The organism is Streptomyces sp. NBC_00057, assembly GCF_045041165.1.
Lineage (GTDB): Bacteria > Actinomycetota > Actinomycetes > Streptomycetales > Streptomycetaceae > Streptomyces.
Genome location: NZ_CP108256.1, coordinates 1,205,841 through 1,224,890, shown reverse-complemented (window position 1 = coordinate 1,224,890; position 19,050 = coordinate 1,205,841). Strand labels below are relative to the sequence as shown.

Genomic DNA, 19,050 nt, shown 5'->3' with positions numbered 1-19,050 from the left:
CGCCCGGCGGAGGCCCGGTGTTTGCCGCGGCCGGTCAGCTGACATGCGGCGCCGAGGGAGATCTGGAACTCTCCGGCGGTGAAGGTCGTCCGCTGACCGTGCCGGTGCCCGCTCGTCCTTGACGGAGGAGAGCGGGCGCCCGCGCGGCAACTTCCCTGGAGAGGTGCGTGGTTCGGGCCGTCAGACGGTCAGTCGCAGCGATGTCGCCGAGATGCCGAGCCGTACCGCCTGACCCCATGTCAGCTCCAGCGCGTCCGTCTCCATCCCGTCGCCGAAGACCACCACCCGGTCGGACTCCACGGTGAGCCTCAGCCCCTGTCCGTGCCCCAGTTCGCCTGCGACCAGTGAGGTGCCGGTCGCCGGTGACGGCCAGGCCTCGCGGACGAACCAGAGCAGCCGCGGGTCGGTGGGTGCGGGGAGCCGCAGGGCGCTGTGGCGTTCCTGCCACAGTGAGCGGAGCCAGCCCGTGGCGCCGGTGCCCGTGCCGACCAGGACGCCGGAGGAGGCCTGCGGTTCGGTGGGGGCATCGGGCGCGTCGGGGCCGAGCCGGTAGCGGGCGGTCTGGTGGCCGGGCGGGCCGAGGTAGATCTCGTTGAGGGCCAGCAGGCGCTGGGTGTCGTCGGCGACCGCCTCGACCATGGTGAGTTCGTCCGTCGTGCCGCCGGGGGATGCGGCCGCCCGGAGCAGGGCGGCCGCATCGGAGGGCCGGTGGCGTACGAGCACGCCCGGATTGCGTCCGGGGTCGGTGTCGATGCCCACGACGGGCTGGCCGGACAGGTACTTGGCGGCGTTGGCGACGAGTCCGTCCTGTCCGACTACGACCACCACGTCCTCGGGCGCGAACAGGAAACGGTCGAGATCGGCGCGCTCCACCCGCGACTGACGCCACTGGAGCGGTACGGCTGCCGCCACATCGGCGAGCGCCTGCTGGGTCTGCCGGTGCCGCAGGGCCACCTCGTCGATGGACCGGCCACGGCTGGAGAGGAAGAACGCGGCCTGGCCGTGCGTGCCGTGCCGGGCCAGCAACTCGTCGTACTCGGTGGTGCGGTGGACCAGCACAGCGCGCCGGGCGAGGCTCATGCCCGGGGCTCCGGGTCGGTCCTGCCGAGCTTGCTGAGCAGGCCGGTGAGGACGTCGGGGGAGAGGGTGAGGCTGTCGATGCGCGGCAGGTTCTCGGCGAGCCTGGTCGCTGCCAGGGCGTGCAGGGTCGCGGCGTCCACCTCGCCGTGCACCCGCAGCCAGGCCGCCTGGGACTCCGCGCGCGCGGCGCCGACCTCGCGTGCGGCTTCGGCCTCGGCCCGGGCCAGCCGCACCTTGCGTGCAGCTTCGGCTTCGGCACGTACCCCGTCGGCCGCGGCGTTCTCCTCGGCCTCGCGGCGGGTGTTGGTGCCGCGCTGCTCGACCAACTGCTCCTCGCGGCGGGCCAGTTCGATCTGGCTGGCGAGCTCGTTCTCGGCGATGGCCCGTTCCCGTTCCACGGCCACGGCACGGCGCTCGTAGGTGGCCCGGTCGGCCTCCTGCTGGATCTGCTCGCGGGCGGGGGTGCGCAGCGCGCGCTCCACCTCGGCCTCGGGACGGATGGCGACCACCCGCACCGCGACCACGTCGATACCGGTGGTGGGCAGCCGGGGTTCGGCTGCAAGCCCTGCTGCGACGCGGTCGCGTACCGATGCGACTCCGTCGACCAGGGCCGCGGCCAGTGCTGTTCTGGCCAGCACGTCCAGGGTGTGCTGCTGGGCGGTCTCCGTGAGCAGCGTGGCGATCTGCTCCAGCGGCGCGCCGCGCCAGACCCCGGTGTCGGGGTCGACGGAGAAGTCCAGGCGGGCGGCGGCCTCGGCCGGGTCGCTGATTCGGTACGTCACGGTGGCCTGCACGGTGACGTCCTGGAAGTCGGACGTGCGGGCGTGGAAGGCCATGGCCAACTCCCGGTCGTTGACCGGCACTTCCGAGAGTGCGGCGGTCAGTGACCGGTACCAGAAACTCAGCCCCGGCCCGTCGTGGGCGAGTCGGCCGCGCTTGTGGTGGCGGATGTGGGCAGTGGGCGCGGAGCGCAGATGGCGCCAGCCGAAGCGCCTGGTGATGTCGGCCATGTCGGAATCCCCCTCATTCTCGTCATGGAGACGATAAGGGCGTTGGTCGATATCGTCAAGGGGACGAGAACATCCGTGTGCACGTCCGCCTTCGAAGCTCCGGTGCTCGCCGCCGGCGATCTGTCGCTCACCGAAATTCCCGGGCTTCAGCCGGCGCCCTGTCCGCCCTTCGAGGCGAGGAACCTGGCCGGCACCTCACCCCCGCCGTGCACCGCCAGATCGGCCCCACTGACGTACTCGGCCAGATCGCCCGCCAGATACAGGCAGGCGCGCGCCACATCGTCCGGCACGGCCATCCGTCGCATCGGAATCACCCCGGCGACGGCGGCGCCACCGTCCTCCCCGTACACCGGTGCCGCGCTCTCGGTGTGGATCAGTCCGGTCGTGATGTGGTTGACGCGTACCTTCGGCGCCCACTCGAGAGCCAGCGCCCGGGTCAGTGCCAGCAGCCCGGCCTTCGCCGCCGTATAGGCGGCCGTGCCCGGCTGCGGGGTGTGCGCGGAGACGCTGCCGATGTTGATGACCGAGCCACCCTCGCTCTGGCCCTGCATGATCCGGTTGGCGGCCTGCGCCACATAGAAAGGGGCCAGCAGATTGAGTGCGACGACTTTCTCGATGAACCGCGGCGAAACGGTGGCTGCGTCGGTGTCGGGGGAGCCGCCCGCGTTGTTGACGAGTACATCCAGCCGTCCGAACCGTTCCGCCGCCGTGTCGACCAGTGCGGCGGCGGCCGCAGGGTCGCGGACATCGGCTGCGCGGAAGTGCGCCTGCCGGGCTCCGCTTCCCGGCACTTCCGGCGGTTCGCTGCGGCCGCAGACCATTACATCCGCACCGGCGGAGAGAAAGGCCTTGGCGATCGCGGCGCCGATGCCCTTCGTGCCGCCGGTGACGAGCACTGCCCGCCCCGTGAAGTCGATGGGATTGCCGATGTCCATGGTCCGCCTCTGCTGTGGCCGAAGTGCACGCTGATCGGTTCCGTAAAGCTACCAATCGTTTGTTTGGCGGAATAGTCGCCGATTCGGCCGAGAGGGATGAGCCGCGGGGAGGGAAGCGCGGGCGGCCGGTGACTCCCGGAGGAGTCACCGGCCGCCCGGATGGTGCGCCGCCCCCGTCCCCACGGTGCGGCGCGAGCGGGTCGTTGTCATCCGCTCGGACAACGGCCCACGTCTCTCGGGACTAGGGCGCGGACGCGTCCAGTCCAAGTGCGGGAAGGATGGCGTCCTCCACGAAACGGGTGAGATATGCCTCATCCGCGAATTCACCCTCCAGCAGCGGCCGGGCGCGCATCACGCCCAGCAACTGCGCGGAGACGAACTCCGCCGCGGGACTGTCCGCCGGAATCTCGCCGCGCGCCGCTCCGCGCCGGACCATCATTTCGATCGCTGCGATCTCCGGCAGGATCAGCGTTTCACGCAGCGCGCACAACAGCTCGGGGCTCTGCAGCGCGGCATGGCTGAGTGCGTGCATCAGCGGCGTGTCACGGCCTGAGCCCGCACCGATGGCCCGGGCTGCCTCGCGTAGATCCCCTGCCAGTGTGCCGGTGTCGATGTGCGGGAGCAGCACCCGTCGGGTGCCGTGCAGCGCCGCCACGACCAGTTCGGGCTTGGAGCCCCACTGCCGGTAGAGCGTGGACTTGCCGCAGCGCGTCCGCGAGGCGACACCTTCCATGGTGAGGGCCTCGTAGCCGGACTCTCTCAGCATGTCGAGCACGGCCGCGTAGAACTCCTGCACCCGCTCCGGCGTGATCTTCGAGCGGCGTGGCGTGTGTGCCCGTTCCTGTGCGGCTTCCTGCGGCGACATGCGTCTTCCCTCTCAGCGATTCTGCGACGAGGTCCATCGATACGACAGTGTACCGAAACGCGCGTGTACCGATACGTTCGCGTATCGGTACACTGGCGTATCGATTCGGCTTTGGACTGGACCATGCCGTCGCAACACTGCTTCGTCAGCAAAGGGGCACCGGGTGATGTACGCCGGTAGCGAGCCCGTAGATCAGGAGCCGGACAGTTCTGCCCGACCGCCCCTCGTCCGCGAGCTTCTTCTCGTCGTAGGGCTCTTCGTGATCTACAAACTCGGCAGGCAGGCCGCGAACGGTCACGTCGAGGAGGCGTATCGCAACGCCGGAAACGTCTGGGACTTCGAACGGTCGGTGCACCTGCCCGGCGAGGGCACTGTGCAGAATCTGCTGCTGCACAACGAGACGCTGATCCACCTCGCGAACACCTACTACGCGACCGTGCACTTCCCGGCCACCCTGCTCTTCCTCGTGTGGCTGTACTGGCGCCGCCCGCGCCACTACGTCTGGTCGCGCCGCATCCTCGCCGCGCTCACCGGCGCCGCGCTCGCACTCCATCTGCTGTTCCCGCTCGCCCCGCCGCGGCTGCTGGCCGCCGCCGGACTCGTCGACACCGGCCAGGTGTACGGACCGACGGTGTACGGAGCGACGCCGGCGACCGACTCGATGGCGAACCAGTTCGCCGCCATGCCCTCCCTGCACTTCGGCTGGGCGGTGATGGTCGCCGTCGGGCTGATTGTCGCCACCCGCACCCGGTGGCGCTGGCTGTGGCTGCTGCATCCGCTCATCACGCTGCTGGTGATAGTCGGCACGGCCAATCACTACTGGCTCGATTCGATCGTGGTCTCCGCGCTCCTCGCGGTGGCGTTCGTGGCGCTGCCGCTGAAGCGCACGGTGCCGGTACGGGCACACATCCCGTGGCCCTCCGCGGCGAGTGAGCCCGCGCTGACGGCCGTGCCCCGGCCCGCCGAACCCGCCGTGTCGACCGCCGGCGCCGAGCCGCGGACCGGCTCCGCCCGCTCGTACGCCTCGTCCGGGACCCGGCGATGAACGCCACCCTGATCGCCGTCGCGCTGTCGCTGGTCTCAGCCGCCGCGTACGCCTCGGCAGCGGTGGCGCAGGCCCGGCTGGCCGGGCGCACCGAGCCGGACGCCGGGGTCCTGAGGCTGCTCCGGCGCGGCGCCTGGTGGTGGGCGGTCGGACTGAACGCCGGTGGCGCGCTGCTGCATGTCGCGGCGCTCAAGTACGGCCCGCTCACCCTTGTCCAGCCGCTCGGCGCCCTCACCCTGGTCGCCGCAGTCCCGCTGGGCGCCAGGGCCGCCGGACGCCGGGTCACCAGGATCGAATGGCGCGGCACGATCCTCACCCTGCTCGGCCTCGGCGCCCTGCTGATGACCGCGGGCGGCACCGCCCCGCACGAAACGCTCAGCCTCCCCGAAGCCCTGGTCGTCGGCGCCGGGAGCATGGTTGTCGTCGCCGGACTCAGCCGCCCGGGAGCACGCCCCGGCCTGCGGCACGCGGCGGCGTCCGGCATCACCTCCGGGGTCGCCTCCGCGCTCACCCAGACCCTGACCGTCTCCGTCACCGACCACACCGGCCCGCTGTTCAGCTGGGACCTGGTGATCGTCGCGCTCCTCGTATCCGCGTTCGCGATGAGCGGGCTGCTGCTCTCCCAGACCGCCTACCGAAGTGGCCTGGGCGCGCCGCTGGCCGTCGTCACACTCGCCAATCCGGTGGCCGCGGCCGCCATAGGACTGGCGCTGCTCGGCGAACGCCTCCAGGGGGGCACGATCAGCCTGATCCCGGCAGCGCTCGGCACGGCAGCGGCCGTACGGGGCGTGATTCTGCTCAGTCGTGCACAGGCGGAGACGTCGACCGTCGCCGACCGGGCCACGGCCGAACCGAGGGCCGGATCACCGTCTCGCGTCGTGATCGGGAGCCGAGGGTCGATGGACCAGCCGACGCTACGACCGGAGCTGGGCCGGACTCCGGTGGGCGGACCGTGACGAGTGGAAGCGACGCCCGCCGCCCGTCGGGGGCATGCCGCGAAGACGTGACATCTGCCCACCGAACTGTCACGTACGGAAACAACCCCCCTACGGATTCGGCTGCTCGTCCTGGGCCAGTGCCCGCGTCAGCCAGCCGATCCAGAAGTTCTCCAGATCGATGCCGCCACGCAGCACCAGATGCCGCAGCCGGTCCTCGTCGGAGTTCCGCTCGGGCGGGAAGTCCCGCTCCTCGATCTCCAGGTACTCCGCCAGCTGCCGACGGTGCAGCCCCAGATGGCGGCGCAGCTCCGTATCCAGGCCGGGTGCCCCGACGACCGCCGCCGCCCGCATTCGCAGCAGTAGCGGATCCCGGATCTGCTTGGGGTCCTCGGACCGGGCCACCCATGCGGACAGCGCCTCGCGGCCCGCGGGCAGCACCTCGTACTCCTTCTTCTGCCCACGGGCGGGCTGCTCCGACGGCAGCGCCCGGATCTGCCCGGCCTGCTCCAGCTTCCCCAGCTCGCGGTAGATCTGCTGGTGAGTGGCGGACCAGAAATAGCCGATCGACCGGTCGAACCTGCGGGTCAGCTCCAGCCCCGACGACGGCTTTTCGAGCAGGGCGGTGAGGATCGCATGCGGGAGTGACATGGGGTGCATCCTAGGGACGGCCGGGCAGCGGCCCCATGACGGAGGGGCCGGGCCGGTCGGGAACCCCCGGACCGGGGGTTCCCGGATCCGTCACAGCGCAGCGGCGAGCTCCGTGCCCTGGCGGATCGCGCGCTTGGCGTCCAGTTCGGCGGCCACATCGGCGCCGCCGATCAGATGCGCCGGGCGACCCGCGGCGAGCAGCTCCTCGTACAGCTCGCGGCGCGGCTCCTGGCCCGCGCAGAGCACCACCGTGTCGACCGGCAGGAGCCGCCGTTCGCCGTCGACCGTGAGGTGCAGTCCGTCGTCGTCGATCCGGTCGTAGGCGGCGCCCGGAATCATCGTGACGCCGCGGTGCCGCAGCTCGGTGCGGTGGATCCACCCGGTCGTCTTGCCCAGCCCCTCACCGACCTTGCTGTTCTTGCGCTGGATCAGATGGACGGTGCGCTGCGTCTTCGGACGCTCCGGGGCGCGGAGACCGCCCCGGTCGCGGTAGTCGGTGTCGACGCCCCACTGCCGGAAGAACACCTCGGGGTCGAGGCTCGCGGCATCGCCCGAGTCGGTCAGGAACTCGGCGACGTCGAAGCCGATCCCGCCCGCCCCGATGATCGCGACCCGGTCGCCGACCTGTGCCCCGTCGCGCAGTACGTCGAGGTAGTTGACCACGCTGGGGTGGTCCAGGCCCGGTATCGCGGGGGAGCGGGGCGTGACACCGGTGGCGAGGACGACTTCGTCGAAGCCTTCGAGCACATCGGCCGTGGCCCGTGTTCCGAGCCGCAGCCCGACCTTTTCCTCCGCGAGCCGGGTACGGAAGTAGCGCAGTGTCTCGTTGAACTCCTCCTTGCCGGGAACCCTGCGTGCCACGTTCAGCTGGCCGCCGATCTCCTCGGCCGCGTCGAAGAGCGTCACCTCGTGCCCGCGCTCGGACGCTGCGACGGCGCACGCGAGACCGGCGGGACCGGCGCCGACGACCGCCACCCGCTTGACGGTGCGGGTCGGTGACAGGGTGAGCTCGGTCTCGTGGCAGGCGCGAGGATTGACCAGGCAGGAGGTGACCTGGCCGCTGAAGATGTGGTCCAGGCAGGCCTGGTTGCAGCCGATGCAGGTGTTGATCGCGTCGGCGCGGCCTTCGGACGCCTTGACGACGAAGTCGGGGTCGGCGAGGAACGGCCGGGCCATCGACACCATGTCCGCCCGCCCCGAGGCGAGGATCTCCTCGGCGACCCCGGGCGTGTTGATGCGGTTGCTCGTCACCAGCGGTACGGAGACGGCGCCGCGCACCTTTTCGGTGACCCAGGTGTAGGCACCGCGTGGCACCGAGGTGGCGATGGTGGGGATACGGGCCTCGTGCCAGCCGATTCCCGTATTGATGATCGTCGCGCCGGCGGCTTCGATCTCGCGGGCGAGCTGCACGACTTCCTCCAGCGAGGAACCGCCGGGCACCAGATCCAGCATCGAGAGCCGGTAGATCAGGATGAAATCGCTGCCGACGCGCTCACGGACCCGGCGCACGATCTCGACGGGGAACCGGATGCGGTTCTCGTACGAGCCGCCCCAGCGGTCGGTGCGGTGATTGGTGGCGGCGGCGATGAACTCATTGATCAGATAGCCCTCGGAGCCCATGATCTCGACACCGTCGTACCCGGCACGCCGCGCGAGCCCGGCGGCCCTGGCGAAGTCCTCGATGGTCTCCTCGACCTCGTCGTCGTTAAGGGCGTGCGGAGTGAATGCGCTGATCGGCGCCTGGATCGAGCTCGGTGCAACCAGGTCGGGATGGTGTGCGTACCGGCCGAAATGCAGGATCTGCATCGCGATCCGGCCGCCCGCCTCATGCACGGCGGCGGTGACCCGCTCATGCTGCTCGGCCTCCGCCTCGGTGGTCATCTTCGCGCCGCCGGGGAAGGAGCAGGCGCGGGCGTTCGGAGCGATGCCGCCGGTGACCATCAGGCCGACGCCGCCCCGGGCGCGTTCCGCGTAGAAGGCGGCCATCCGCTCGAAGCCGCGCTCGACCTCCTCCAGACCGATATGCATCGACCCCATCAGCACCCGGTTGGGGAGGGTGGTGAACCCGAGGTCGAGCGGGCTCAGCAGATTCGGGTACGGGCTCATGAGGCGGCTCCTCGCGCAGTGTCGTTGCGCCAGTTGTAGACCACCGAAACACCATTATGCAACAAGTTGCATAATGGTGTTCGTCGCAGAGCCGGGAGTGCGGTCGTCCCCCGGACGGCGTAACACCAGGACGCGTCGGCGCCCCGGGCCACGGAGAGTGGAAGCGTGGCATCTGTCCGCCATGGCGCGGGCGGCGCCTCGAAGCCCACCGACCCCCGAACCCTTGCGGAGACTCTCATGGCCTGCCTCGACCGGCGCGACCTCGGCCTGTTCGTCCTGCGCGTCGGTACCGGCGCGGTACTGGTCGCGCACGGCGCCCAGAAGCTGGCCGGCTGGTTCGGCGGCGGAGGCATCGAAGGAACCACCGCCGCGATGGAGGCCATGGGCTTCCACCCGCCCAAGCACAGCGCGGTCGCCGCCGGGCTCGGCGAGGCGGGCGGCGGCGCACTGCTGGCCCTCGGCCTCGCCACCCCGGCGGCAGGTGCGGCCGCGGCCGGGGCGATGGCGGGCGCCGTGGCCGTCCACGCACCCGCCGGATTCTTCGCACAGGTCGGCGGCTACGAGTACCCGGCCTTCCTCGGCTTCACCGCTGCGGCGATCGGCCTGACCGGCCCCGGCCGGTACTCCCTCGACCACGCCACCCGGCATGTCTTCAACCAGCCGTGGATGGTCGCCCTTGCCTTCGCGGGCAGTGCGGTCGCGGTGGCAGCCGTCGTCGGCAGGCGCGCCGAGGGCCGGGCCGCGGTCGACCCCGACGCGACCTGACCACCCGGCAGGACAGGGACCGGACGGCACCCCAGGGAGGGAGCCGCCCGGTCCCGGCAGCGTTACTTGCCGAACGTCAGCGACGCGGCCGGGGAGACGTTCCCGTACACGTCGACGGCGACGACCCGTGCCACGCCCTCGACCGCGCCCGTCACAGGGATGGCGAGGGTGTTCGGCCGGGGCATGAAGTAGAAGTCCGCGAGGGCCTTGGACGAGACGACCGAGGCGCCCGTCGAAGCGTCGGTGATGTCGACGTTGTAGTGGTGCACCATCTGGTCGTCCTCGGCCTGCGTGATGCTCAGAGCCGTGCCGCCCTTCGCGTCGTGCACCCGGGACAGCGGCTCAGAGAGCCTGTCGGGTGATCTCTGATCGGGCGGCCACGGCCTGGCACGCACGCTTCCGGCGTTGCCGAAATGCTGAAGTCGCGCTGGTGGATCGAGCGGTCGTCGTTGATGTTCAGGTGCGAGTGGCCGGAGAAGAGGATGGCCTGCGGGAAGGCGCTCCGATCCTCCGCCAGTCGCGGGTTGGAAACCTGCTGGCCGTCCATGGTGGTTCCGGTGGTGGGCCGGTGGTGGGCCGGTGGTGTTCGGCCGGTTCGGTTCTACGGGCCGGCTGCGGTAGCCGTTGGAGCCGCCCGCCTCGACGGTGGTCAGCAGGCGGCCGATCGGCCTCAGCCTCTGCCCTCTCCTCGGTCGGCCTGTGGGCCCGGGCGGTCGGTCGCTCTGCCTCCACCCGCCGATCGGACGCCTCGCTGTCCCGCTCGCCCCGTCGAGACCGCCGATTTGGCGCCGCAGGTGTGATGCCACCCATAGGAGCTGTGTCACATCCTAAGACAGGTAGTAGGGCAGAGGGCCGCCCGAATGGCAAGGAAGCGCCACAGAACATGTCATTTCGGACATTTGTCCGATGTTGGGTAGTACGTCACATCATTGCGCCTCGCCCCGCATGTCGCTAACCATGGCTGTCGTTGCGGGAAGCCGCGACAGGGCCGGGTGGATTCCTTCGGATCCGTTCGCTCCGGCCCGCAGCGCGGGGCGCCGCCCCGCAAGCCACCGCAACCGGTCGGCAACACCATGACATCCCCATTGGAGAGTTCCTTCCGTATGACCACGAACACGCAGACCCGCACCAGCCGCATCGCCCGTCTCCGCAACCTGTCCGTCGCCGGCGTCGCCACCCTCGGTGCCGCAGCCGCCGCCCTCACGCTGACGTCGACATCCGCGCAGGCAGCCGAGGCGGCACCGGCGAGCGCGTCCGTGGTCAAGGCTTCCGCGGACGGCGCCCAGGGCGCACCGGGCAGCAGGGGCTACGCCAACAACCTCGACGGCTGGATCAAGGAGTCGCTGGCCATCATGAAGGCCAAGGGCATCCCCGGCACCTACGAGGGCCTGCACCGCAACATCATGCGCGAGTCGAGCGGCAACCCCAACGCCCAGAACAACTGGGACGTCAACGCGCGCAACGGCATACCCTCCAAGGGCCTGCTCCAGGTCATCCAGCCGACCTTCAACGCCTACCACGTCGCCGGCACCGTGCACGACCTCACCAACCCCGTCTCCAACATCACCGCGGCCGCCAACTACGCCGCCCACCGCTACGGCTCGATCGACAACGTCAACTCCGCCTACTGAGCCACAAGCTCAGCACCCACCTCGCGAGCCAGGACCGGCACAGGCAGCAACACCGCTGCCCACGCCGGTCCTTCCGCAACAGGCCCCGTCCTGGTCACCGACAACTCGTCGCCCCAGGTCTCCGCCAGCACCCCCGCCGCCGGCCGGCGGATCACCGCGTCGGTCGTCCTCGACGTCCGGCTGGGGGACCTCTCCGGCGTGGTGGACGGCCCGGACGTGAAGCTCGACGGCAAACCGATCCAGCTCGGCGCCTCCGTGGGCCCCGGTCTGTCCGCCGGCGAGCACACGCTGTCGGTGTCCGGTACCGACGGCGTCGGCAACAGCGGCACCCGCGAGGTGAAGTTCACCTCCGCCGGCATCCCGGACACCCCCGCCGACCTCACTCCGAAGTCCGGCACGACCGACGCTGACAGCAATGTCAAACTGTCGGCGAAGGTGGCCGAGCCCGACGGCGGCACGGTGAGCGCCACCTTCTCCGAGGCCGAGATCCTCACCCCTGGCCAGGTGTACGTGGGAACGGCCACATCCGTTCCCACGACGCTCAAGGTCAAGGGCGAGAAGAAGGTGAAGGCCGACGGCCTCGCACCCGCCGACGGCAGGACGCTGGACGCGCCGGCTGCCGAGGACGTCACGTACCAGCGGTTCGACGTCCAGGTGAAGGGCCATGTCGACGCGCCGGTGCTGCGCTGGGAGGGCGTCATCGACCCCGAGCGGCTCGCCGCGCTGCGCGTGTGGAACACCGGGACGAAGCAGTGGGATGTCCTGACCAGCGCCCGCGGAGCCGCCGACGGCGGCACCGTCCTGACCGCCGTCGTCGACCGGAAATACGTCGACCGGCAGCAGGTCCACGTCATGGTGACCGGCGAGGACCCGTTCGCCGACGACATCGACGCCGGTGACCCGAACGGGTTCGCCGACCCCGACTCGTACGACTTCTCGATCGTCCACTACACCGACACGCAGTACCTCTCCGAGGGCGCGGTGGAGCAGGAGACGCCCGAGGAACGCGCGGTCTGGGAGAAGGCGTACGGCGACGTCTCACGCTGGATCGTGGACAACAAGGACGAGCGCAAGATCGCGTACGTAGCCCACACCGGCGACATCATCGAGATCAACATCCGCAAGCCCGTCGACGAAGCCACCCGGCGCCAGGTCACCGGCGAGCTGGAGGTGTCGTCGAAGCAGCAGAAGATCCTGGACGACGCGGGTGTGCCGAACGGTGTGATCGCGGGCAACCACGACAACCAGTCCGGCACCGAGAACGGTCCGGACGCGATCTACAACCAGTACTACGGGCCCGAGCGCTACCAGGCGCTCTCGAAGGGCTGGGAGCACGCCGAGTACGGAGGCCCCTGGCGCGAGGGCGACAACCAGAACCACTACGACCTGTTCTCCGCCGGCGGCCTCGACTTCGTCGTGGTCGGCCTGTCCTACGGGGTGACGCGCGAGGAAGCCGAATGGGCCGACTCCGTCTTCAAACGCTACCCCGACCGCAACGGCATCCTGCTCTCGCACGACTACCTCGCCCCGAGCAGCAACCCCGACGGACGTGGCGCCAAGTTCTCCGCGCCGGACGGCTCGATGCTGTACAAGACGGTGGTCCAGGACAACCCCAACGTGTTCCTGATCCTCGCCGGTCATGAGCACGGAGTCGGCACCAACGTGAAGCCGAGGGTCGGCGAGGCCGGTCACGACGTCGTCGAGCTGCTCGCGGACTACCAGTTCTACACGGTGTCCGCGGACCGGCTCGGGCTCACCGAGATCGGCGGCTACCAGCCCGACGACCGGCTGCAGTTCGGCGCGAGCTTCTTCCGCATGCTCCAGTTCGACGTCGACCGGTCCGAGCTGACCGTGGACACCTACTCCCCGCTGCTCGACGAGTTCGGCGCCACCGAGTACGACACCAACCACCGTTACGACGGCACCGAGGACAACATGGTCCTCCCGATCGACCTCAGCACCCGCAAGACGACCTTCAAGACCGACTCGCTGGCGCTCTACAACCCCGTGAGCGTCATCGGGAAGACCAAGGCCGGCTCCGGTGAGGTCGCCTCGGTGACCTGGAAGGGACTCAAGCCCGGCACGACCCACGCGTGGTTCGTCACGGTGCGCTCCACCGGCGGCGGCGTGACCGCCTCCGCGCCGAGCGCCTTCGTGACCAAGGACGCCCACGGCCGGCCCGGCACCTGGGGACCGGACGTGCCCGCTTACCCGTGGTTCACGTCGTCCGCCGACCGGCGGTGACCGGTTGACCCGTCGGTAGCACCTGTCCGGCACCCACGCCCGCCGTCCCGGACCCGAGCGGTCCGGGACGGCGGGCCCACCACTGCCCGGCCCTTGACAACGAGAACCGAGACCTCCATGCGTCCCGCCCCCTTGCCCCTGCCGGCGCCCCTGCCCTCCTCCTGGCCGGCCCGGCTCCGGCAGCGCCGGCTGCCCGCCGCGCTCCTCACCACCGTCGCGGCCCTGGTGGCCGTGCTCGCCGCCGGCCTCGCCCACCCGACCCCCGCCGCCGCGCACGACGCGACCTCGACCGCGTACGTCGACGTGGAGGGCACCGGAGCCCGCGTCGAGGCGACCCTCGACCTCGAATACGACCTGCTCATGAAGTCGGCCTGGCTGTACGCCGAGGCGTACGAGGCGAAGGACCGCGCGGAGTAGCTGCACCAGCTCGACACCCATGCCCAAGCGGTGACCGAGTACGTCACCGGACGCTTCGCCGTCACCCGCGACGGCACATCCTGCACCCCCCGCCGCGTCGGCGACGCGGACGTCCGCACCCGCGGCACCCGGCCGTTCGCCGTCCTCGACCTGGCCTACGACTGCGCGGGCGGCGCCGACGGCACCTACACCATCTCCAGCGCCCTGTTTCCCGACGCAGAGAGCTTCGTCCACAGCACGGAGACGATCGTCCACTACGACATCGACGGGCAGCGGGGCTCCCAGGTGCTGTCCGCCGCCGAACCGGCCCTGGCGACCGGCGGGCACCACGAGTCGCACCAGATCGTGGAGTTCTTCCTGCTCGGCACCGAACACCTGCTGTTCGGCCCGGACCACATCCTCTTCCTGCTGTCGCTGCTCATCGGCGCCCGGGGCCTGCGCGACATCGTCCTCACGGCGACCGCCTTCACGGCCGCGCACAGCGTCACGTTCCTGCTGGCGGCCACGGGCGTGGTGGACGTGCCGGGATCGGTCGTGGAGCCGGTCATCGCGGCCTCCATCGCTGTCGTGGCGCTCGCGGGCGTCGTCCTGCGCGACCGGGAGGGGACCGGACGCCGGCGGCTGCCGGTCGTCTTCCTGTTCGGCCTCGTCCACGGTCTGGGCTTCGCGGGTGCGCTCGGTATCGACGAGAGCTGGTCCTGGGAGCTGCTGCTGTCGCTGCTGAGCTTCAACGTCGGCATCGAGGCGGTGCAGTTGGGCATCATCGCCGCAGTGTTCCCGCTGCTGGTCCTCCTTCGCCGGACTCCCGCACACCGATGGGCCCTGCCCGCGATGACCGCGCCCATCGTGATCGTCAGTCTGTACTGGTTCTGGGACCGGGTAGCAGTCGCGGCGTGACCTGGGTGTATTGATCACGGGCCTCGTTGCCACCGACGGGCCCTGAACATGGGTCCGCCCGTGGCGGGCCGAAGGTGACGAGGGCCTGCACGATCGCTCCATCCGGCCCCGCACAACACCGCACCGCACGATGGCAAGAAACTCGCCGACCGCCGACTGCCGACCGACGCCGCCTGCTCGATACGGCCCCGGACATCGAAGTGACCGAGTCGTCGGAGGCACGCACTCACCGGTCAAGCGGGCAGTCGCGGCACGCTTTCGACGAGGCGACGCGTGTACGGGTGCGCGGGAGCGCCCAGCACCTGTGCGGTCTCGCCCTGTTCAACGATGTGGCCGCTCTTCAGGACAGCGGTGCGTTCGCACAGCGAGGCGACCACCGACAGGCCGGGGGAGACCATGACGAGAGTCAGGCCCTGCTCCTGCTTCAACTCGTTCAGCAGGTCGACGACCTCGACGCGAGTCGTGACGTCGAGTGCACTGACGGGCTCGTCGGCGAGCAGCACTCGCGGGTCGCACACGGTCGCGCGGGCAATCGCGATGCGCTGGCGCCGGCCGCCGGAGAACTCGTGCGGATAGCGCTCAGCGGCGTCGGCCGGGAGTCCGACCCGCTCCAGGGCGTCGGCCACCTTGGGCCCGGCCGTGCTCCGGCTGTCGATGCCGAGGGAGCGCAGTGGTTCGGACACGATGCTGCCGACGCGCTGACGCGGGTCCAGCGACGAGTACGGGTTCTGGAAGACGCACTGCACACTGCGCCTGAAACGCCGCATCTGCTCGCTGCTGCGCGGTTTCAGCTCCTCGCCGTCGAACCGGACGGTGCCGGTGGTTGCCCGGGCGAGCCCGAGCAGCAGTCGCAGCAGAGTCGTCTTGCCCGCGCCCGATTCGCCGACGAGAGCGAGGCTCTGAGCGGGATGGTGACGTTCAGCCGAGAGGCGATCTCGGGACCGACCGGCAGCGAGCTCACGAACGACGTACCGAGGTCACCGCTCGCCAACTGTCCGATCCAGCAAATGAACTGCTCGGGGCCGGCGCCCACTGAGGTGAGCGCGTTGGTGACCCGCCGCCTACTGAGCTGAGAGCGTCAGCGCCTCCTCCAGTTTCGCGAGCGTTGCCGCGTGACCGAAGAGACCGGACATACCCCCGAATGCAGGAAGACCGTGCGCTGCCCGGGTACCACGTCGCCGTCCTCGACCGCCGCGATCAGGCCGGCCATTGCGCGTCCGGTGTAGATCGGGTCGAGCACGATGCCTTCGGTGCGGGCGGTCAGGGTGAGGGCGGCCGAGGCCGCTGCGGTCGGTGTGCCGTATCCGTCGCCGACCTGATCGAGCCGCAGCCTCAACGTCTCCGGCTTGCAGTGTGTACCGGACGGGCCGGAGGCCAGCTCGGAAACGGTCCGGGCGGGATCGGTGACGGCACCGCAATGGACGCCGAGCACGCGCGCGGAACCGAGCGGATCGAGGAGGCCGCCCATGGTTCCACCGGAGCCAACCGCGACGACGACGGTCGCCAGGTCCCGCCGCCGAGGCCGGTGAGGTCGTCACGTTTGACCCACAGGTCGCCCGCGCCGAGACCAACGGCCCGGGCCAGCCGTGGCATGGGCTCGAGAGGGGTCGGCGGTTCCGAGTACTGCTCGCTGCGAGGTACGGCTGGCCGTGGTCATCGCCACCACTCTTCACCTGAGCTGCCGTCGTGTGTGTCTTCGGATCACGCTGCCACGGCGGCAACCGCGCCGACACCGGAAGCGTTCGACATCGGGGACGGTGGCTACGGCTCATGCACTTTCGGGTCGAGCGAGAAGGATGGCTTCGATCCACTCACCCAACCCGAAAACACTGCCGTGCGGACTGCTTGGACCTGCGGGCCGGACAAAAGGGTCCGCATGCCGCCTCGGGACAACTCCCTCCTTTCGGGCGGGGCGACATTCGCCCGTCCGGCGTGCATTGCGGCGGTGAGGTCATCGGTGTGACGGAACCTCAGCAGCCGTACACGTACGTACGGATCGTCGGTGCGCCGACGGCGCGGGGCTGTCGGGGTGCCGGCGTGAGCGCCAGGCCGACCATCACACCGGCGCATTCACGCACGTGCGGACTGATGCCGGTAGGTGGAGAGCGTGTACGCAGATCTCGACGAGGTGCCCGGCACCTCATTCGCGGGGTGGCTCTGCCATGGCGATCCGGGTGTTGGCCCAGGCCACCAGCTCCGGGTCACCCAGGGTGCTGACCCATAAATCGACCCGGTCCGCACCCCGTCCGGCAGGGCGGGGGCCGACCCCCAGCACGCGCAGGCCTGCGCTTCGCGCCGAGTCGATACCGGTGACGGAGTCCTCCACCGCCAGTGCGTCCTGCGGCCGCACGCCGCAGAGTTCTGCCGCAGCGGCATAGACGTCCGGATGGGGCTTGGGTCGCAGTGTGTCGCCCGCGACGACGATATGGCCGAAGTGGCGCAGCAATCCGGCCCGGTCCAGGCTGGACTCCACCATGTCCAGGGGGCAGTTGCTGGCAACCGCGAGTGGCAGATGGCGGGCGGTCAGACGGACCAGCGCTGCCGCGCCCGGCATGGTGACGGGGTCTGCGGCGACCAACGCCGTGAAGTGCTGGAGAAGCGAATGGGTCATATCGCCGGTGAGGTCAGGCTTTCCGGTCGCCTCGGCCATGAGGCTCCCGCACTCGGTGTAGTGCACCCCCTTGGCTCGCTCGGCGAATCCGGCCGGGGGCTTGAGACCGAACTCTCTGAAGACTCTGTTGCGTGCGTCCTGCCAGTGGCGTTCGGTGTCCATCAGGGTTCCGTCGCAATCGAAGACGATAGCGGCCGGGGACCAGCCAAGAATGCGATGAGCTGTCATTTCTCTGCCGTTCTCGGAGAGTTTGCCGACTCCGTTCTGTCGCCGGGTTCGTGAGATGTCGGACTGCGGGAGGGGTGCGCTCGACTGTTCAGCCTGGGATGCCGACAGTCTTTCTTGACCGCGCGCGAAGGTGGTCGATCCGCCTGCGTGGGGCCCACCGCTCCGGACATCGTCCGTCTCATGGGTCGAGCCCGAAAACATCGTGGCTACTACGTTAATTTTGTCCGAAGAGGGACGCAATCACTCCTTCGAGTGTTTGACGGCAGGCCAGTCGCAGGTTAGGCGCGAGGGACGGGACGGCCGGAGGGGGGCTACGGAGTGCCGCGATACCGTCAACTGCGTTGCGGAGTAGGTCAGTTAATGCAAACCGTGCCGTAGTGGCTGTATGAGGGCAGTCCCGTTCGCGGAGCCATCGGGATGAGGTCGAAGATTTCGCCGATGTCACCCACATGTACGCACGGTCGAAGAATAATAAAAGCTCCGCGGTCAGCGGCGCAGGGCCGCCAACGCGCGGGCGCACTACCCCCTGCATCAAACTCATTGCATGAATGAACGAAGGTGGAACATACGTGCAAGACAGGGCGAGAGCGACCCGGAGATCCCTACTGGAAGCCGCAGCGCAGCTTTTTGTCGAACAGGGATACGCAGGCACCAGCATCAACGACATAAGTGGCCGCTCGGGGAAGACCAGTGGAGCCATCTACTTTCACTACTCCAGCAAGGAAAAGCTCGCCCTGGCCGTCGTCAGTGAACAGTTCGCCGCATGGCCGCAATTGGCCCAGCACTACACGGCTCCGGGCGTCCCGCCGCTTGAGAAGCTCGTCGCTCTGAGCTTTGAAATCGCCAGAGTCCTGCGCGAGGACGTCGTAGCCCGCGCCGGCGCCCGCCTGTGGGCCGAACGCCGGGGCATCGAGGCGCCCGTGCCCGCACCGTTTGCCGTCTGGACCGCAGCCGTCACGAGGCTTCTGGCCGAGGCCCGGTCCAGGGGCGAACTCGCCGAGGGCATCGAGCCGTCGGGCACCGCTACGACACTCGTGTGCGCGCTCTTCGGTCTGTACAGCCTCACCGACGAGGTGGCGAGGGTGCAGGAACTCGGGTCCCGGCTGGACCAGTGGTGGCTCCTGGTCCTGAACGCGCTGCAGGCGCGCCCCGACCCCGCCGCCCTGATCGCACGAGCGCGAGCACGGTTCCCCGTGAACGGCCCGCCCGCCTGGGCCGAGTGACAGTCCGGCGCCAGGTGGTCGAACTGCCCGCTCAGCTGCCTGGCGGGCCTGACTCCGTGCTTCGCTTCGACTCCGCCCATGTTCGTGCAAAGAATGGCGGGGGCGAACTTGCAGGCCCGAGCCCCATGGACCGGGGTGAGCCGGGTTATGTGTCCAGGCTTTGGTTCTCTACTTCTGGGTCCGGGCGACGACTTGGTGTTGCAGGTCCTCGATCTGGGTCAAGATGTCCCGGGCCTCCTCGACGTCCGCCGATTCCACCGCGCCCGTCCCGCGGTTCGACGGTGGGTGGTTCCGGTGGGCGAGAAGGCGGAGGATGTCGGCGTGGTGCTGGTGGATGACGTCCAGGAGGGATGCGGCACAGCCGTCTGCTCTGGTGGCATGCACCGGCGAGGCAACGGAAGCGGACC

19 protein-coding genes are annotated in these 19,050 nt (G+C 69.8%); 8 read left to right on the top strand and 11 right to left on the bottom strand.

Annotated features, from left to right (window positions below; genetic code table 11):
• Positions 1-180: 180 nt before the first annotated feature.
• The 4 genes from OG953_RS05940 to OG953_RS05925 all read right to left on the bottom strand — a co-directional run bounded on the left by OG953_RS05940 (position 181) and on the right by OG953_RS05925 (position 3,890).
• A complete protein-coding gene (locus OG953_RS05940) occupies positions 181-1,080 on the bottom strand; it encodes a hypothetical protein (protein ID WP_405682903.1) in 900 nt (299 codons plus the stop codon).
• Entirely contained in the window at positions 1,077-2,090 is a 1,014-nt protein-coding gene (locus OG953_RS05935) for an SPFH domain-containing protein (RefSeq protein WP_405682902.1), read from the bottom strand. Before OG953_RS05935 ends, OG953_RS05940 begins: the two co-directional genes overlap by 4 nt.
• 146 nt (positions 2,091-2,236) lie before the next feature.
• Positions 2,237-3,025, bottom strand: a complete 789-nt coding sequence (locus OG953_RS05930; protein WP_405682901.1) for an SDR family oxidoreductase — start codon at positions 3,023-3,025, stop codon at positions 2,237-2,239.
• A gap of 241 nt (positions 3,026-3,266) precedes the next feature.
• Positions 3,267-3,890, bottom strand: coding sequence for a TetR/AcrR family transcriptional regulator (locus OG953_RS05925; protein ID WP_405682900.1), 624 nt, complete (start codon positions 3,888-3,890; stop codon positions 3,267-3,269).
• Between the two features lie 166 nt (positions 3,891-4,056).
• On the opposite strand from OG953_RS05925, the gene OG953_RS05920 reads away from it, so the two are divergent.
• The gene (locus OG953_RS05920) at positions 4,057-4,935 is read left to right on the top strand and encodes a phosphatase PAP2 family protein (protein ID WP_405691665.1); all 879 of its coding nucleotides are present in this window, start codon (positions 4,057-4,059) and stop codon (positions 4,933-4,935) included.
• Positions 4,932-5,891: a DMT family transporter gene (locus OG953_RS05915; RefSeq protein ID WP_405682899.1), complete on the top strand. Its 960-nt coding sequence runs from the start codon at positions 4,932-4,934 to the stop codon at positions 5,889-5,891. The genes OG953_RS05920 and OG953_RS05915 overlap by 4 nt, the downstream gene beginning before the upstream one ends.
• 90 nt (positions 5,892-5,981) lie before the next feature.
• Here the strand turns inward: OG953_RS05915 and OG953_RS05910 are convergent, their stop codons facing one another.
• Both OG953_RS05910 and OG953_RS05905 read right to left on the bottom strand, forming a co-directional pair.
• Positions 5,982-6,521: a PadR family transcriptional regulator gene (locus tag OG953_RS05910; RefSeq protein ID WP_405682898.1), complete on the bottom strand. Its 540-nt coding sequence runs from the start codon at positions 6,519-6,521 to the stop codon at positions 5,982-5,984.
• Positions 6,522-6,611: 90 nt separating this feature from the next.
• Positions 6,612-8,627: an FAD-dependent oxidoreductase gene (locus tag OG953_RS05905; protein WP_405682897.1), complete on the bottom strand. Its 2,016-nt coding sequence runs from the start codon at positions 8,625-8,627 to the stop codon at positions 6,612-6,614.
• 237 nt (positions 8,628-8,864) lie between these two features.
• Here OG953_RS05905 and OG953_RS05900 point away from each other — a divergent pair, with 237 nt between their 5' ends.
• The gene (locus OG953_RS05900) at positions 8,865-9,392 is read left to right on the top strand and encodes a DoxX family protein (RefSeq protein WP_405691663.1); all 528 of its coding nucleotides are present in this window, start codon (positions 8,865-8,867) and stop codon (positions 9,390-9,392) included.
• 62 nt (positions 9,393-9,454) lie between these two features.
• On the opposite strand, the gene OG953_RS05895 is transcribed toward OG953_RS05900, so the two are convergent.
• Positions 9,455-9,721 (bottom strand): hypothetical protein, encoded by a 267-nt coding sequence (locus tag OG953_RS05895; RefSeq protein WP_405682896.1) that lies wholly within the window; start codon positions 9,719-9,721, stop codon positions 9,455-9,457.
• A 744-nt stretch (positions 9,722-10,465) separates the two neighbouring features.
• On the opposite strand from OG953_RS05895, the gene OG953_RS05890 reads away from it, so the two are divergent.
• From OG953_RS05890 to OG953_RS05875, 4 genes are all read left to right on the top strand, one after another.
• A complete protein-coding gene (locus OG953_RS05890; RefSeq protein ID WP_405682895.1) occupies positions 10,466-11,023 on the top strand; it encodes a transglycosylase SLT domain-containing protein in 558 nt (185 codons plus the stop codon).
• Positions 11,024-11,221: 198 nt separating this feature from the next.
• Positions 11,222-13,267: a metallophosphoesterase gene (locus OG953_RS05885; protein ID WP_405682894.1), complete on the top strand. Its 2,046-nt coding sequence runs from the start codon at positions 11,222-11,224 to the stop codon at positions 13,265-13,267.
• Between the two features lie 117 nt (positions 13,268-13,384).
• Positions 13,385-13,684 (top strand): hypothetical protein, encoded by a 300-nt coding sequence (locus OG953_RS05880; protein ID WP_405682893.1) that lies wholly within the window; start codon positions 13,385-13,387, stop codon positions 13,682-13,684.
• 30 nt (positions 13,685-13,714) lie between these two features.
• Positions 13,715-14,581, top strand: a complete 867-nt coding sequence (locus tag OG953_RS05875; protein ID WP_405682892.1) for a HupE/UreJ family protein — start codon at positions 13,715-13,717, stop codon at positions 14,579-14,581.
• 233 nt (positions 14,582-14,814) lie between these two features.
• Here the strand turns inward: OG953_RS05875 and OG953_RS05870 are convergent, their stop codons facing one another.
• The 3 genes from OG953_RS05870 to OG953_RS05860 all read right to left on the bottom strand — a co-directional run bounded on the left by OG953_RS05870 (position 14,815) and on the right by OG953_RS05860 (position 17,420).
• Positions 14,815-15,429, bottom strand: a complete 615-nt coding sequence (locus OG953_RS05870) for an ABC transporter ATP-binding protein (RefSeq protein WP_405691661.1) — start codon at positions 15,427-15,429, stop codon at positions 14,815-14,817.
• Positions 15,430-15,659: 230 nt separating this feature from the next.
• On the bottom strand, positions 15,660-16,049 hold the full coding sequence (locus tag OG953_RS05865) for a pyridoxal-phosphate dependent enzyme (RefSeq protein WP_405682891.1): 390 nt from the start codon (positions 16,047-16,049) through the stop codon (positions 15,660-15,662).
• 672 nt (positions 16,050-16,721) lie between these two features.
• On the bottom strand, positions 16,722-17,420 hold the full coding sequence (locus OG953_RS05860; RefSeq protein ID WP_405682890.1) for an HAD family hydrolase: 699 nt from the start codon (positions 17,418-17,420) through the stop codon (positions 16,722-16,724).
• 548 nt (positions 17,421-17,968) lie between these two features.
• Here OG953_RS05860 and OG953_RS05855 point away from each other — a divergent pair.
• Positions 17,969-18,643, top strand: coding sequence for a ScbR family autoregulator-binding transcription factor (locus tag OG953_RS05855; RefSeq protein WP_405682889.1), 675 nt, complete (start codon positions 17,969-17,971; stop codon positions 18,641-18,643).
• Between the two features lie 168 nt (positions 18,644-18,811).
• Here the strand turns inward: OG953_RS05855 and OG953_RS05850 are convergent, their stop codons facing one another.
• Positions 18,812-19,027 (bottom strand): hypothetical protein, encoded by a 216-nt coding sequence (locus tag OG953_RS05850; protein WP_405682888.1) that lies wholly within the window; start codon positions 19,025-19,027, stop codon positions 18,812-18,814.
• Positions 19,028-19,050: the final 23 nt, after the last annotated feature.

Excerpts from the sequence above, each read along its gene's own strand:
- OG953_RS05940 (WP_405682903.1), bottom strand. The coding sequence starts at position 1,080 with ATGAGCCTCGCCCGGCGCGCTGTGCTGGTCCACCGCACCACCGAGTAC.
- OG953_RS05935 (WP_405682902.1), bottom strand. The coding sequence starts at position 2,090 with ATGGCCGACATCACCAGGCGCTTCGGCTGGCGCCATCTGCGCTCCGCG.
- OG953_RS05930 (WP_405682901.1), bottom strand. The coding sequence starts at position 3,025 with ATGGACATCGGCAATCCCATCGACTTCACGGGGCGGGCAGTGCTCGTC.
- OG953_RS05925 (WP_405682900.1), bottom strand. The coding sequence starts at position 3,890 with ATGTCGCCGCAGGAAGCCGCACAGGAACGGGCACACACGCCACGCCGC.
- OG953_RS05920 (WP_405691665.1), top strand. The coding sequence starts at position 4,057 with ATGTACGCCGGTAGCGAGCCCGTAGATCAGGAGCCGGACAGTTCTGCC.
- OG953_RS05915 (WP_405682899.1), top strand. The coding sequence starts at position 4,932 with ATGAACGCCACCCTGATCGCCGTCGCGCTGTCGCTGGTCTCAGCCGCC.
- OG953_RS05910 (WP_405682898.1), bottom strand. The coding sequence starts at position 6,521 with ATGTCACTCCCGCATGCGATCCTCACCGCCCTGCTCGAAAAGCCGTCG.
- OG953_RS05905 (WP_405682897.1), bottom strand. The coding sequence starts at position 8,627 with ATGAGCCCGTACCCGAATCTGCTGAGCCCGCTCGACCTCGGGTTCACC.
- OG953_RS05900 (WP_405691663.1), top strand. The coding sequence starts at position 8,865 with ATGGCCTGCCTCGACCGGCGCGACCTCGGCCTGTTCGTCCTGCGCGTC.
- OG953_RS05890 (WP_405682895.1), top strand. The coding sequence starts at position 10,466 with ATGACATCCCCATTGGAGAGTTCCTTCCGTATGACCACGAACACGCAG.
- OG953_RS05880 (WP_405682893.1), top strand. The coding sequence starts at position 13,385 with ATGCGTCCCGCCCCCTTGCCCCTGCCGGCGCCCCTGCCCTCCTCCTGG.
- OG953_RS05865 (WP_405682891.1), bottom strand. The coding sequence starts at position 16,049 with ATGGGCGGCCTCCTCGATCCGCTCGGTTCCGCGCGCGTGCTCGGCGTC.
- OG953_RS05860 (WP_405682890.1), bottom strand. The coding sequence starts at position 17,420 with ATGACAGCTCATCGCATTCTTGGCTGGTCCCCGGCCGCTATCGTCTTC.
- OG953_RS05855 (WP_405682889.1), top strand. The coding sequence starts at position 17,969 with ATGAACGAAGGTGGAACATACGTGCAAGACAGGGCGAGAGCGACCCGG.